The sequence below is a fragment of the Rhizobium sp. 32-5/1 genome, from assembly GCF_029537235.1.
Classification (GTDB): domain Bacteria; phylum Pseudomonadota; class Alphaproteobacteria; order Rhizobiales; family Rhizobiaceae; genus Pararhizobium.
Genome location: NZ_CP120639.1, coordinates 400,899 through 414,142, shown reverse-complemented (window position 1 = coordinate 414,142; position 13,244 = coordinate 400,899). Strand labels below are relative to the sequence as shown.

The following is a 13,244-nucleotide window of genomic DNA, read 5'->3' as shown; positions in this document are numbered from 1 at the left end:
ATGCGTGACTTCCAGCTGCCAGGGCGCTCCCCTGTGCGATCCACCGGCGCCATGGTCGCCACGTCTCATCCGCTATCGACACAGGCGGCGCTGGATATCCTGCGTACCGGTGGCAATGCGGTCGATGCCGCCGTGTGCGCTAGTGCCGTGCAGGCCGTTGTCGAACCGCAGTCGACCGGCATCGGCGGCGATTGTTTCGTGCTCTATTGCGCTGGCGGAAGCGACAAGGTGCTCGCGCTTAATGGTTCCGGGCGGTCGCCTGCTGCCGCGTCGATAGATAGTTTTCGGGCAATGGGATTGGATGCGGTTCCAACCTATGGGCCGCATTCCGTTACTATTCCCGGCGCCATCGATGCCTGGGATCGACTGGTACGGGATCAGGGTCGCATGACGCTGGCAGAGGTGCTTGCGCCTGCCATTCACTATGCCGAAAAAGGTTATGTGGTGCATGATCGTGTCGCCTTCGACTGGGCGGAAGCCGCCGGCTTGTTGTCTGATGATGAAGCTTCCACATCAATCTTCCTGCGCGACGGCCAGCCTTACGCTGCCGGCGACCTGCATATACAGGCCCGGCTCGGTGCAACACTGCGTACGATTGCCGAACAGGGCCGTTGCGGTTTCTACGAAGGACGTGTAGCCGAGGCGATCGTCGCGCGGTTGCGCCAGCTCGGCGGCGTTCATACTCTGGAAGATTTCGCTGCGACGGCGTGTGACTATGTCTCGTCGGTGACGATCGACTATCGCGGCTTTCGCGTTCACCAGATGCCGCCGAACAACCAGGGACTTACCGCGCTCCTCATGCTCAATATCCTGGGCGAGGACAAGATTTCGGGCCACGATCCCGTCGGTGCCGAGAGGTTCCACCTGTTGGTGGAGGCAGCCCGCCTCGCCTACCGCGAACGCGATCGCCGCCTGGCCGAGATCGACCGCGACGGGCCGGTGGTCGAAACGTTGCTGTCGAAGGACTATGCCAGACGCCTGCACAGCAGCATCGATCGTCGTCGAGCGATGACGGACCTGCCAGAGTTCGAGTTCCGTCGCTCCGACACGGTTTATATTTCGATCGTTGACCAGGATCGCAATGCCATAAGCTTCATCAATTCGACCTACCACGCCTTCGGCAGCGGCATCACTTGCCCCGAAACCGGGGTGGTCCTACAAAATCGTGGCTCAAGCTTCCGAGTGGACCCCGAGCATCCCAATGCCCTGGCTCCTTCGAAGCGGCCAATGCACACGATCATGCCGGGCATGCTGACTCGCGACGGCCGCGCCGTCATGCCGTTCGGCGTGATGGGCGGCGACTATCAGCCGATGGGCAATGTGCATTTTCTCAGCAATGTGCTTGATTTCGGCATGGATGTGCAGGCAGCGCTCGATGCGCCGCGTGTCTTCCATTCTGAAGGCGTGCTCAGGGCAGAGCGTGGTGTTCCCGCCGAGACCGTCGATCAGTTGACAGCGCTGGGGCATGCGGTTGAAGAAGCACTCGAACCGTTCGGCGGCGGACAGGCGGTGTGGATCGACTGGGAAAAGGGCACGCTGACCGGCGCGTCCGATTCTCGCAAGGATGGCATGGCGTCAGGATTCTAGAAGGGGTTGTTTAATGGCACGCGCAGTTTTCGTCATCGACGTTCAGAAGGTCTACACCGATCCAGCCTCTCCGCTCTATTGCGTCGGCAATGATGAGGTGATCGCCAATATCAATCAGGTGCTTGCCGCAGCCGAGGCCGCGGGTGATCTTGTCGTTCATGTCCAGCATGTTCATCGTGCCGACGGATCGGATGCCGGTCACATGTTCGATTTCAGCGGCGAGCCGGGCGAACTCGGTTTCGTCGCTGGAACCGAAGAGGTCGAGGACGATCCGCGACTGATGGTTCCGGTGACCGCGCTTGTGGTGACCAAGCGGCGCTATTCATGCTTTGTCGGCACCGGCCTCGACCAGATTCTGCGAGAAAAATCGATCGACCGCATCGTCGTCACCGGCTTCATGACCAATTTCTGCTGCGAGACGACGGCCCGCAATGGCCATGATCTCGACTACTTCGTCGATTTCCTGCTCGATGCCACCGGTTGCCCCGATCTGTCCGATAGCGCGACACAGGCCGCAATCAAGGACGCGACGGCGGCTACCCTGTCAGCTGGCTTCGCGCGGGTGATGTCCACGGCCCAATGGCTCGCCGCCTGACGTCCGGGCGTATCAAGCCGGCAAACACAGTACCAACCTGGAGATTTCAAGGCATGAAATTGACTGCCATCGAGACCAGTCTGAAGCGTCTGGGGCTGGATCGTTACCTGATGATCCTGTTTCTGACCGTCATGCTTGCCGCCTTTGTTCCAGCCAGCGGGCAGTTTGCGACCATCCTCTCCGGGGTAACCTTCTGGGCAATTGCACTGCTGTTTTTCCTCTACGGCGCCAAACTCTCGTTGGCCGCAACTGTCGCCGGCCTCACCAACTGGAAACTCCAGCTCGGTTGCCTCCTGTGTACATACGCTCTGTTTCCGGTGCTCGCTTTTGGGCTCTTCGGCCTTTCACAGGCATGGTTTCCGGCGGCGATCGGCATCGGTTTCCTCTATCTCGGCTGCCTGCCTTCGACAGTGCAGAGCTCGATCGCATTCACGTCCGTGGCGGGGGCAATGTCGCCGGCGCGATCTGCGCAGCGTCGCTATCGAACATCATCGGCGTGGTACTTTGCCCGCTTCTGCTCGCTGTGATGCTGCATGCCAGCAATGGCCCTGGTGATCCGCTCGCCGCAATCTGGAAGATAGCACAGCAGATTCTTCTGCCGTTCATGTTGGGGCAAATCGCCCGGCCCTGGCTTTCAGGCTTTATAACCCGCCATAAACAGACGATCATGCTGGTTGATCGGGGCTCGATCCTTTTGATCGTCTACTCGGCCTTTTCGGCGGGTGTTGTCGCCGGAATCTGGCATCTGCTGTCGTGGACCGATATCAGCCTGCTGATTGCTCTCTGCGTGACACTTCTTGGCGTGGCCATGATCATCGTGGAAGTTGGCGGGCGAGTGTCCGCCTTGGCGCGCGAAGACCGCCTGGCGCTGCTCTACTGCGGCTCCACCAAGAGCTTGGCGACAGGATTGCCGATGGCTGGCATCCTGTTTGACCGTGCCGAAGTGGCGCTCATCATCCTGCCGCTCATGCTCTATCACCTCATCCAACTGACCGTGCTGGCGGTGTTGTCGCAGCGCAGTGCTGCTGCGGCGGCCGAATGAACGGCTGGGCTGCCACTTGGCAGATGTGTCAGCGCTGCCGTTCGGCGTCTGAGGTCGCGACCTCGCGCAGACGTTGGCGGCCGACATGACCGGACCCATCCTGGATATCAGCCATGATCGCTTCCTTCAGAGCAACGGCATCTCGGCGCTTGATCGCCTCGATAGCTTCGACATGCCGGTCCACCTGATAGCTTTGGTGGAGATGGGCAACCGCCTCGCGCATGAACGGTCCCATCCTCAGCCAGACGGACTCGATCAGCGGCATCAGCACGAAAGAAGACCTTCCATCATACATGCAGCGGTGAAAAGCGAAGTTGCGCTCGATACCGAGTTCGATGTCGCCAGCCTGGTAAGCCTCATCGATCATGTTGTCGAGGGCGATCAAACGGTCGATACGCAGGAAATCGATGAAATGCATGGCCCGTTCAGCGGCGACCGTCTCGAGTGCCACGCGGGCGGCGATCAACTCGTCAAACCGGTCAGCACCGATATCAGGCACCCGCACGCGCCTGTTGTCGAGATATTCCAATGCGCCGTCAGCAATCAGCTGATCGAGCGCACCGCGCACCGGCATGGTGCTGACGCCAAGCCCCTCCGAGAGGCCGGAAATTGTGACCGGCAAGCCCGGCGGGAAGCGCCCACACATGATCGCTCGGCGGAGCGAACGGTAGACCCATTTCTTGGTAGATTCGCCCTTCAACTTGGGTTCGCTGCCAACCGAAATCTGCTTGGTGTCCATCAACAGCACCTGATCCCTTTGCCCATTTCAGTCGCATGTCCCGCTGCCGCGAAGAATTCCGCCATAGCACAGTGAAAAACGCTTTGCAGGCCTATTTGAGCGATTTACAAATATGATCATATCACATATAGGTTTGATCATATTATAATCAAGACTCCAGGGTCTTGCGTTCGGGGGCTTAGATGCGCTGGTTCATGAAGGTCGATGAAGGACCCCTCGCTTTCCGCTAACGCGAGCCACCGCGGCGGCCAAGGCTGCATCAAAATCAACAAACGAACAGCAATTTGGGTCCGCCGGGCCGGCATCCCTATGCCTTCGGTAAAGCACCCGACCTGATGGTGAAGCATGATAGATGAACAAGAAGCGCGAGATTTTCTGGATGCCAATCCCGATATCGAGGTTCTCGAGGCCTTCGTTATCGATGTGAACGGCGTGCCGCGCGGCAAGTGGATACCGCGTGAGCGTGCCGTTGAGGTGCTGCTCAAGGGCATGGCGATGCCTCGGTCCGTCTATGCGCTGGATATCTGGGGCAGGGACGTCAATGCAGCGGGTCTTGCCGAAGGCACCGGCGACCCGGACGGGATCTGCCGTGCGGTCTCTGGCACGCTCGCCCGCGTCGGCTGGCTCAAACGGCCGACCGCCCAGGTATTGCTGAGCATGCAGAATGCTGCCGGCGAGCCGTTTTATGCTGATCCGCGCCAAGTGCTGGCGACAGTGCTCGCCCGCTTCGAGCGTATGAAGCTAAGGCCCGTGGTTGCGACCGAACTCGAATTCTACCTCATCGATCCTGTGCGGTCGGCGCTTGACCCGGTGCGGCCGCCCAATACCCGTGAAGGCCGCTGGCACACCGGACAAACGCAGGTTCTTTCGATTGCCGAATTGCAGGATTTCGAGCATGTATTCAGCGAAATCGCTGCCGTCTGCCGCGAACAGTTGGTGCCGGCTGACACCACGCTGCGCGAAAACGGTCCTGGGCAGTACGAGATCAACCTGAACCACCTGCCAGATGCGCTTCGGGCGGCAGACAACGCGGTTCTGCTCAAGCGCATCGTTAAGGGCGTTGCCCGCAAGAACGGTCTCGACGCCACCTTCATGGCCAAGCCCTATGGCACCCAGGCAGGCAGCGGCATGCATGTGCATTTTTCGATGATCGACGACAACGGCGGCAATATCTATGCCGACGAGAATGGCCCGTCGGATGCACTGATGCATTCCGTCGGCGGCCTGTTGAAATACATGCAGGACAGCACGGCCATCTTTGCGCCGCATGCCAATTCGTTCCGCCGGCTCACGCCCAGCGAGCATGCACCCACCTACGCCTCATGGGGACTCGACAACCGGTCGGCTGCCGTGCGCGTCATCACCGCTGGCCGGTCGGCGACGCGCATCGAGCACCGTGTCGCCGGCGCCGATACCAATCCCTATCTGGTGCTCGCGATGATCCTGCAGGCGGCCTACATGGGCATGATCGAGCGGGCGGATCCCGGTGGCGCCGTCATCGGCGATGATCATGCGCCCGATATCGAGCCGCTCCAGCGCAGCTGGCATTCAGCGGTCCAGACCTTCTCGGCCTCGAGTTTCGCCTTTGCCGCGTTCGGCCCTGAATTCCGCAAGCTTTATTCCGCCACCAAACGGCAGGAACTGCAGGAATTCGCCCTCAGAGTGACCGACGTCGAATATGACGCCTATATCAGGACGACTTGAGATGAATACTTCAGCAACACAGGCAAATACCGGCCACATCGCTTCATGGTATGCAGCCACAGCGAACGACAAGACGGTCCGTCCCACTCTGGATGGCCCCATTGAGGCCGACGTCTGCATCATCGGCGCCGGGTTCACCGGAATCTCGGCCGCACTCGATCTTGCCGAAAAGGGTATGAGCGTCGTCGTCCTCGAAGCCGAACGCATCGGCTTCGGCGCCTCAGGGCGCAATGGCGGCCAGATCGTCAATGGCTACAGCCGTGATTTCGATACGCTCGAGCGGCGCTTTGGCCCCGACACAGCCCGCAAGCTCGCTCTTATGTCCCGCGAGGGTGGCGATATCATCCGCGCACGCATAGCGAAACATGGCATCGAATGCGACCTTCGCGACGGCGGCTTCTTTGCCGCCTTCACGACCAAGCAAATGCGAGACTTCGAGACCATCAAGAAAAGCTGCGAAAGCTATGGCATCGATGGAATGGAGATGGTCGGCAAGGGGGATGTCGGCACCTATGTCAACAGCCATCGCTATGTCGGTGGCATGATCGACAAGCGCGGCGGTCATATCCATCCGCTCAATCTCGTGCTCGGCGAAGCCCGCGCGGCCGAGGCCTTCGGCGCGCGCATCTTTGAAAACTCGCGTGCGGTGGGCGTCGATCTCAGCGGCAAGCAACCAGTGGTCACAACATCGGGCGGCAGCGTCGTATCGCGCTACCTGCTGGTCTGCGGCAATGCCTATCTCGGCAACGTGCTGCCGAGGATCACCGAACGCATGATGCCGGTATCGAGCCAGGTGATGGTCACGGAAACGCTGGATACCAAATTGCTCGACCGGATGCTCCCGGCTGACTATTGCGTCGAAGATGCCAATTACGTGCTCGATTACTACAGGCGCACCAGCGACAACCGTCTGCTCTATGGTGGCGGCATCGGCTATGGCGGCCAGGACCCCGCCAACCTGACGGGCATCATCCGCCCCAACATGATCAAGACGTTTCCCGAACTGGCCAATACCCGCATCGACTTTGCATGGAGCGGCAATTTCGCGTTGACGCTGACACGCATCCCGCATGTCGGCAAACTGTCCGATACGGTCTATTTCTCGCATGGTGACAGCGGCCATGGTGTGACCACGACGCATCTTCTCGGCAAGATCCTCGGCGAGGCGGTGGCCGGCCATGCAGACCGCTTCGATATCTGGGCATCACTGCCAAGCCTGCCTTTCCCCGGCGGCCGCGCCTTCCGCGTGCCGCTCACAGCCTTGGGCGCCTGGTGGTACGGGCTGCGCGATCGGTTCGGAGTTTGATGAATGCGCATCGGCATACTCCAGACAGGCCACGCGCCTGACGAGCTTCGCCAGGATTTTGGCGACTATGATCTCTTCTTCCAGCGGTTGCTGGGGAGGGGACATTCGACTTTGTCACCTATCCGGTTGTCGATGACATCTTCCCGGAAGGCGCCGAAAGCGCGGATGGCTGGCTGATCACCGGTTCGCGCTTCTCCGTCAATGACGCCGATCCCTGGATCGGCAGGCTGATCGCGTTGATCCGGCAGATCAGGGCCTCGGGCCGGCCCATGGTTGGCATTTGCTTCGGCCATCAGGCCATTGCCAAGGCGCTTGGTGGAGCGGTGGGCGAAAACCCGGGTGGCTGGGTCGCAGGCGCTGCCGAGTACCGGACAAACGAGGGCGCATACGATCGCACCCTGCTTGCCTGGCACAAGGAGCAGATCCTGACGCTTCCCGGTGAGGCCGAGATCCTGTCCGGATCGTCGGCTTGCCCCTATGCCATACTGCGTTATGGCGACGCGGCGCTTACCTATCAGGCGCACCCGGAATTCACCGCCGATTTCGTCCGGGGACTTGTCGCCACGCGCGGCCAGCATCTGCCGGATGCGATAAAGAGCGCGGCATGCAGTGCCGACGATAAAGAGATCGCACGTGCCAAGACAGGTGCGGAAATAGCTGCGTTCTTGAAATCGCGTTGACTTCAGTTGTCTGTTTCAATCAGCTTGCCCGGCGCCCGGCGCCCGGCGACCTTTGGATCGGGCATGTTGGAAATTTCGCGCACAACGGAGTGTTGACCCACCGGAAGAGAAATTTCGGGCCTGCCGCCAAGATTTCTGCACGCCAAAATTGTCTCGTCCACGGTGTAGAGTTCAGAAGGCTTGAGACGCACTGAATATGGCAAGCTACACAAGCAAGTTTGGGATTGTTGCCGCTCACGGATGTCGACAGCGCGGCATTGCTGCCTTTGCCTTCCGACCAATCGCATGGTCGCGCTCCATGCGCTGGTGGCGTCTTACAAGCCGCTTTGCTGATGTTGACTGTTTGGCCTTCTCAAATCGGGATGAATCTGAATCTCAGGGACAAACCGGGGGCTTGCGATGCGATCCGTCGTCGGGCCGTGAGGCCGTTGAAAGGCGGAAGCAAACTTTGCGCTCCCGCCTTGCATTGCAAGAAGCTTAGTTCGAGGGTTTCAGGGATTTCAGGATTTCTTCCAGAGCCTTGCTATGTGCACCTTGGGTTGCCTTGGTGCCCCAATAGGTCACCACGAGCATCTTGCCTTCTGCAGGTGACGCAAAGCCCAAGGAGACGTCCACCGGCCCATCAGCATCCTTGCCTTCGTACTCTATGCTACCGAAGGTCATTCCATTGATTTCCACGTCACCAGAGTCCGTCTGCGTGGAATCATCGATAGTGACCCCATTATCAGTCAGAAACTTGACAGCGTCCTGAATGACCTTGTCGGTATCCTTATCCGTGGCGACGTCGATGGAAAAGTAGATTGCCGAATCCGGCGACTTGGCTTCTATTCCGGAAACAGTCTCCTTTGGCTCCCATTCGTCCGGGATCGTTACCGAGGCAATCGGAGCGTCGCTTGGAAAAACCAGCGTTGCAGCCTGGGCCAGAATTGGCGACATTGCAAAAGCGGTCGCCATGAAGAGGATTTTTCTCAAAAATCTATCCTTTGTTTGAGAGGAATTTCAGTGGAAGTCGCGTCGAACCAATGTGAACACGAAATGTCGCCACGGCTCCAGAAGGAGAAGAAGATCAGGTCGTTACGCCACTCCATCGGTCTTCTAGCTGCTTGGGCCGCTGCTCACTATGTATTTCTGGGATTAAAAACCCGTATTCAAAAGGCTCGTCTGTTGCGATCAAGATGATTGCTTTTTGTACCCCTCCTGATCAAGTCCGAGCGCACGACCGTTATCACGTCAGACCCACGTCTCTATAGCCGGGAGGTGGAGCTGAACTTGGGAGTGATATCCATTTTCCAGCGCATTTCAGCGTCGTGGTTCGCACGGCAAGACGGGTGTGTCGTGGTCGCGAGAGGTTGCAAAGCGGATATTGGCCATGGCTTATGGGATAAGCCGGCTTTCGACTTGGCAGCCAAATACCGCCAGTCCGCAGGTCGGAAAGAGTGGTGACGTTGGACCGATCGCAACGCCCGCTTGCCTGGTGTCTAACAGCCTCATGGAAGCAAGTGGGGCTTCGGCTGAAAGAAAGCGATGAAGATGTTCAATGGCCCGACCACGCCGGCATCGTACATTCCGGCTGCAACCGCTCCGCCCAGCCGGCAGGCCCCGCCGCCAATTCTCAGGCCCTTGCCTGCTGCCACTTTGTCACTCCGGCTTGTATCCGTGCCGTGCGAAGAAACGATCGAGTTCCCGCTGCTGCGGAGTTTCACCGATATAGATCGCGATGTATTCTGGAATGCGCTTCATGCGAAGCGTGATGTCTTCCGGGACTGCATCGATATGTAGCCGATCTGGACCAGGTAGGTCGTGCGCGCGCGAACGTCCGCCGCTCCCTCGCTGTAGGCGAACCGCATGAACATGCGACCGATCGCTTCCATTCTCCTCTGGTCGGCCTCATGCACTTCCGCCTGTATTTCCGGGGACTGCAGAGCCCAGCTGCGTACCGCGAATTCGAACTGGGAGTCGAAAAGATCCTTGTTCACCCAGCAGTCGAAGACGTTGAGCATCGCCTCGGCGAGCGTTTCAGCATATGCCTCGGACTGCTTTACCAGATTGCCGGTATTCTTTTCCCGCCACCGGCCGATCAGGGCACCCAGCAATTCCTCGCGGTCCTTGAAGAACCAATAGAAGCTGGTTCGGGACAGACCGAGGCGTTTGGCCAGCGGCTGGATCTTTACTGAATCCACGCCGGATTCAATCAGCGCCTCGTAAGCCGCCGCCAGCCATCCTTCCGGAGAGCCTCTCCAGCCACTGTCATTGGTTGACTGTTCCATGGATTGCCTCCTAGCAAATTCCCCTCGACCTGACAAGTGAAATGTACATCAACGTCAGAAATACAAACACTGATGTCGTTGTTGGTTGACATAGGTGTACATTCCCGCCTAGCCTTGCCGTAAATCCCTAGACCGGAGCCCGGCGCATGTCGAACGATCCTCTTCTCCAGCCGTACCAGCTGAAGCATCTGACCCTCCGCAACCGCATCATCGTCACCTCGCACGAGCCTGCCTATCCGGAAGACGGTATGCCTAAAGGCCGTTATCGGGCCTACACGGTGGAGCGGGCAAGGGGCGGGGTTGCGCTGACGATGACGGCCGGTTCGGCTGCCGTGTCCAAGGATAGCCCGCCGGTTTTCAACAACCTGCTCGCCTATAAGGACGAGATCGTTCCATGGATTCGCGAAATGACCGACGCCGTGCACGAAGAGGGCGCGGCGATCATGATCCAGCTGACGCATCTCGGCCGTCGCACGCGGTGGGACAAGGGTGACTGGCTGCCCGTCGTCGCACCGTCGCACCACCGAGAGGCTGCGCATCGCGCCTTCCCGAAAAAGCTGGAAGACTGGGATATCGAGCGCATCATTAAGGACTTCGCCGATGCGGCAGAGCGCATGAAGGCCGGCGGAATGGACGGCGTCGAACTGGAAGCCTATGGCCACCTTATCGACCAGTTCACCTCGCCGCTGACCAATGAACTCGATGGTCCTTATGGAGGCTCGCTCGATAACCGTCTGCGCTTCTGTTTCGACGTGTTCAAGGCGATGCGCGAGAGGGTTGGCAACGACTTCATCCTCGGCGTTCGCTACACGGCCGATGAATGTCTTCCAGGCGGCACGGGAAAAGCCGAAGGCCTGGAAACCTCCCGTCGCCTCAGGGATAGCGGCCTCATCGACTATCTCAACGTCATCCGCGGTCATATCGATACCGACCCCGGCCTGACGGACGTCATCCCGATCCAAGGCATGGCGAGTGCGCCGCATCTGGACTTCGCCGGCGACATTCGCGCCGCGACCAACTTCCCGACCTTCCACGCGGCGAAAATCCAGGACGTCGCCACCGCCCGTCATGCGATCGCAGCCGGCAAGGTCGACATGATCGGTATGACCCGCGCCCACATGACGGACCCGCACATCCTTCGCAAGATTATTGAAAAGCGCGAGGACGATATTCGGCCCTGCGTCGGCGCAAACTACTGTCTCGACCGCATCTATCAGGGCGGGCTCGCCTTTGCATTCACAATGCGGCAACCGGCCGCGAGGAGACCATGCCGCACACGATCCCAAAGGCGGATGTGCGAAAGAAGGTGGTCATTGTCGGCGCCGGCCCTGCCGGCCTCGAGGCGGCCCGCGTTTCTGCGGAGCGTGGTCACGCGGTCGTGGTTTTCGAGGCGGCCAACAACCCCGGTGGCCAGATTCGGCTGACGGCGCAAAGTGAGCGCCGGCGCGAAATGATCGGCATTATCGACTGGCGTATGAGCCAGTGCGACAAACAAGGCGTCATCTTCCACTTCAACACTTGGGCCGATGTCGACATAATCGCAGCCGAAAATCCAGATGTCGTTATCGTCGCGACGGGCGGTCTGCCGCATACGGATGTGCTCACTAAGGGAAACGAGCTGGTCGTGTCCTCCTGGGACATCATCTCAGGCGATGTGAAGCCGGGGACGAACGTGCTCATCTATGACGATGCCGGCGACCATGCCGGCCTGCAGGCCGCCGAGATCATCGCCAAGGCCGGCGCCAAGGTCGAAATCATGACGCCAGACCGCGCTTTTGCTCCAGAAGTCATGGCGATGAACCTGGTGCCTTACATGCGCTCGCTGCAGAAACTCGACACAACATTCACAGTCACCTACCGGCTGGACGCGGCTGAAAGAAGTGGCAACCAGCTTATCGCCCATGTCGGCAGCGACTATGGCGGCATCTCAAAACAGCGTGTGGTGGATCAAATCATCGTCAATCATGGAACCATCCCACTCGATGATCTCTACTTTGAGTTGAAGCCAGGTTCCAAGAACCTTGGCGAGGTCTCGTACGACGCGTTGCTTTCCGGCGCACCGCAGACGGTCGAGCGAAATCTAGCCGGAACCTACCAGCTCTTCCGCATCGGAGATGCGGTGGCGGCCCGCAACACCCATGCGGCCATCTACGATGCGTTGCGTCTTGCCAAGGATATCTAACCCTGGCGCGAAGCGACGCGCCGTGACTGAAGCAGGCGCCAGCCGAACCGGCGCCTGCCTTTGATTGAGCGCGTCAGGCGTGGCCTTCAGCCCGAAGACCAGGTGTCAACAGGGGAGAGGAGCGAAGAGCCGGCATTGATTGTGCCGGCGCCGATCATCTTGAGTCTGGATGATCGGCGGTCATGATTTGTTTCGCTGTTTCCGTCAGCCAAACCTGAAAGTGATTGCACGCTTCCGTTTGACGCCGTCGCTTTGGAACGACGGCGAAATAGGCGTTTCGGGTTTTTACGGTCCAATCGGTCAACCTGACAAGCCGGCCTTGAACGAGCAGGTCATCAACGAGGCGCCGCCACCCAAGCGTTACGCCCTGTCCGTTGAGTGTCGCGTAGATAGCCTCCGTATAGAAACTGCACCGCAGGCCGGATTTCCTTTTGGCAATTCGACAGCGAACGCAGCCAGCCATTCGCTCCACCCCGTCCAAGTGGGGTCATCCGCCGTGTAAGATATGAGCGGATGCGCGAGGAGATCGCGGGGAAACGCGACACTTCCCGCATTCTGCGCGAAAGTCGGACTGCATACCGGGAAAATCTCGTCTTCGAAAAGTACGCTGGCCTGCCCATCGGCCCACATCCCGCTTCCGAAACGGATAGCAATGTCGATATCACCCGACTCGATGTTCGGAACATTGTCCTGGGTCAGGATTCTCAGATTGATACCCGGATGATTTCGCGAAAACTCGGAGATCTTCGGAAGTAACCAGAAGTGGGAGAAAGCGACAGTTGCGGCGATCGTCAAATCGACGTCCCGAGCATCCCTTGTGATGTCCGAGACTGACGACGCGATTATGTCAAACGCATCATGACTGGCCGATGCGAGCAATCTCCCCTTGCGGTGATCTCGATACTGCGGTGGCCTCGGATGAAAAGTGGAAAGCCAAAATAGCTCTCAAGCAGATGAATCTGCCGGCTGACAGCCGCCTGGGTTACACCCAACTCGTTGGCAGCTTTAGTGAAACTGAGAAGGCGCGCAGCGGATTCAAATGCGGTCAAAGCCGTTAATGGCGGAAGCTTGCGTCTCATTCCCAAGTGCGATCCACTTATGCCTATCTCCCCGAGTAAACATCCTAGCATTACATTCAATTA

At 59.1% G+C, this 13,244-nt stretch carries 13 protein-coding genes and 2 pseudogenes; 8 read left to right on the top strand and 7 right to left on the bottom strand.

What is annotated here, in order from left to right:
• The 4 genes from ggt to P6U16_RS28505 are packed head-to-tail and all read left to right on the top strand — an operon-like array spanning window position 1 to window position 3,224.
• Window positions 1–1,587: a gamma-glutamyltransferase gene (gene ggt, locus P6U16_RS23575; protein WP_277704703.1), complete on the top strand. Its 1,587-nt coding sequence runs from the start codon at window positions 1–3 to the stop codon at window positions 1,585–1,587.
• A gap of 13 nt (window positions 1,588–1,600) precedes the next feature.
• Entirely contained in the window at window positions 1,601–2,182 is a 582-nt protein-coding gene (locus P6U16_RS23570; protein WP_277704702.1) for an isochorismatase family cysteine hydrolase, read from the top strand.
• Window positions 2,183–2,235: 53 nt separating this feature from the next.
• Complete coding sequence (locus P6U16_RS28510) at window positions 2,236–2,709, top strand: bile acid:sodium symporter (protein WP_349017743.1); 474 nt, start codon at window positions 2,236–2,238, stop codon at window positions 2,707–2,709.
• Window positions 2,679–3,224: a bile acid:sodium symporter gene (locus P6U16_RS28505; protein ID WP_349017742.1), complete on the top strand. Its 546-nt coding sequence runs from the start codon at window positions 2,679–2,681 to the stop codon at window positions 3,222–3,224. Before P6U16_RS28510 ends, P6U16_RS28505 begins: the two co-directional genes overlap by 31 nt.
• 28 nt (window positions 3,225–3,252) lie before the next feature.
• Here P6U16_RS28505 and P6U16_RS23560 read toward each other — a convergent pair whose 3' ends face one another.
• A complete protein-coding gene (locus P6U16_RS23560; protein WP_277704701.1) occupies window positions 3,253–3,963 on the bottom strand; it encodes a GntR family transcriptional regulator in 711 nt (236 codons plus the stop codon).
• Window positions 3,964–4,308: 345 nt separating this feature from the next.
• Here P6U16_RS23560 and P6U16_RS23555 point away from each other — a divergent pair, with 345 nt between their 5' ends.
• The 3 genes from P6U16_RS23555 (at window position 4,309) to P6U16_RS23545 (ending at window position 7,653) form a co-directional block, all read left to right on the top strand.
• Window positions 4,309–5,667: a glutamine synthetase family protein gene (locus tag P6U16_RS23555; RefSeq protein ID WP_277704700.1), complete on the top strand. Its 1,359-nt coding sequence runs from the start codon at window positions 4,309–4,311 to the stop codon at window positions 5,665–5,667.
• A gap of 1 nt (window position 5,668) precedes the next feature.
• Complete coding sequence (locus P6U16_RS23550) at window positions 5,669–6,973, top strand: FAD-binding oxidoreductase (RefSeq protein WP_277704699.1); 1,305 nt, start codon at window positions 5,669–5,671, stop codon at window positions 6,971–6,973.
• A gap of 137 nt (window positions 6,974–7,110) precedes the next feature.
• Window positions 7,111–7,653: a type 1 glutamine amidotransferase gene (locus P6U16_RS23545; protein ID WP_349017751.1), complete on the top strand. Its 543-nt coding sequence runs from the start codon at window positions 7,111–7,113 to the stop codon at window positions 7,651–7,653.
• A gap of 2 nt (window positions 7,654–7,655) precedes the next feature.
• Here P6U16_RS23545 and P6U16_RS23540 read toward each other — a convergent pair whose 3' ends face one another.
• The 3 genes and pseudogenes from P6U16_RS23540 to P6U16_RS23530 all read right to left on the bottom strand — a co-directional run bounded on the left by P6U16_RS23540 (window position 7,656) and on the right by P6U16_RS23530 (window position 9,920).
• Window positions 7,656–7,814, bottom strand: coding sequence for a hypothetical protein (locus P6U16_RS23540; protein WP_277704698.1), 159 nt, complete (start codon window positions 7,812–7,814; stop codon window positions 7,656–7,658).
• 316 nt (window positions 7,815–8,130) lie between these two features.
• The gene (locus P6U16_RS23535) at window positions 8,131–8,625 is read right to left on the bottom strand and encodes a histidine kinase (RefSeq protein ID WP_277704697.1); all 495 of its coding nucleotides are present in this window, start codon (window positions 8,623–8,625) and stop codon (window positions 8,131–8,133) included.
• Between the two features lie 666 nt (window positions 8,626–9,291).
• A pseudogene (locus tag P6U16_RS23530) lies at window positions 9,292–9,920 on the bottom strand (TetR/AcrR family transcriptional regulator).
• Between the two features lie 146 nt (window positions 9,921–10,066).
• Here P6U16_RS23530 and P6U16_RS23525 point away from each other — a divergent pair.
• Window positions 10,067–12,102, top strand: a pseudogene (locus P6U16_RS23525) (NADH:flavin oxidoreductase).
• 154 nt (window positions 12,103–12,256) lie between these two features.
• Here P6U16_RS23525 and P6U16_RS23520 read toward each other — a convergent pair.
• Genes P6U16_RS23520 through P6U16_RS23510 form a run of 3 tightly spaced genes read right to left on the bottom strand, consistent with a single transcriptional unit; the run spans window position 12,257 to window position 13,181 of the window.
• Complete coding sequence (locus P6U16_RS23520) at window positions 12,257–12,565, bottom strand: LysR substrate-binding domain-containing protein (RefSeq protein ID WP_277704696.1); 309 nt, start codon at window positions 12,563–12,565, stop codon at window positions 12,257–12,259.
• Window positions 12,463–12,897 carry a LysR substrate-binding domain-containing protein gene (locus tag P6U16_RS23515; RefSeq protein WP_277704695.1) on the bottom strand — a complete coding sequence of 145 codons (435 nt, stop codon included), beginning with the start codon at window positions 12,895–12,897 and terminating at the stop codon, window positions 12,463–12,465. The genes P6U16_RS23520 and P6U16_RS23515 overlap by 103 nt, the downstream gene beginning before the upstream one ends.
• Before the next feature lie 47 nt (window positions 12,898–12,944).
• The gene (locus P6U16_RS23510) at window positions 12,945–13,181 is read right to left on the bottom strand and encodes a LysR family transcriptional regulator (protein ID WP_277704694.1); all 237 of its coding nucleotides are present in this window, start codon (window positions 13,179–13,181) and stop codon (window positions 12,945–12,947) included.
• Between the last annotated feature and the right edge of the window lie 63 nt (window positions 13,182–13,244).

What these genes read in the sequence shown, in the direction of transcription:
- ggt (WP_277704703.1), top strand. Translation starts at nt 1, where the DNA reads ATGCGTGACTTCCAGCTGCCAGGGCGCTCCCCTGTGCGATCCACCGGC.
- P6U16_RS23570 (WP_277704702.1), top strand. Translation starts at nt 1,601, where the DNA reads ATGGCACGCGCAGTTTTCGTCATCGACGTTCAGAAGGTCTACACCGAT.
- P6U16_RS28510 (WP_349017743.1), top strand. Translation starts at nt 2,236, where the DNA reads ATGAAATTGACTGCCATCGAGACCAGTCTGAAGCGTCTGGGGCTGGAT.
- P6U16_RS23560 (WP_277704701.1), bottom strand. Translation starts at nt 3,963, where the DNA reads ATGGACACCAAGCAGATTTCGGTTGGCAGCGAACCCAAGTTGAAGGGC.
- P6U16_RS23555 (WP_277704700.1), top strand. Translation starts at nt 4,309, where the DNA reads ATGATAGATGAACAAGAAGCGCGAGATTTTCTGGATGCCAATCCCGAT.
- P6U16_RS23550 (WP_277704699.1), top strand. Translation starts at nt 5,669, where the DNA reads ATGAATACTTCAGCAACACAGGCAAATACCGGCCACATCGCTTCATGG.
- P6U16_RS23520 (WP_277704696.1), bottom strand. Translation starts at nt 12,565, where the DNA reads ATGGCTGGCTGCGTTCGCTGTCGAATTGCCAAAAGGAAATCCGGCCTG.
- P6U16_RS23510 (WP_277704694.1), bottom strand. Translation starts at nt 13,181, where the DNA reads ATGAGACGCAAGCTTCCGCCATTAACGGCTTTGACCGCATTTGAATCC.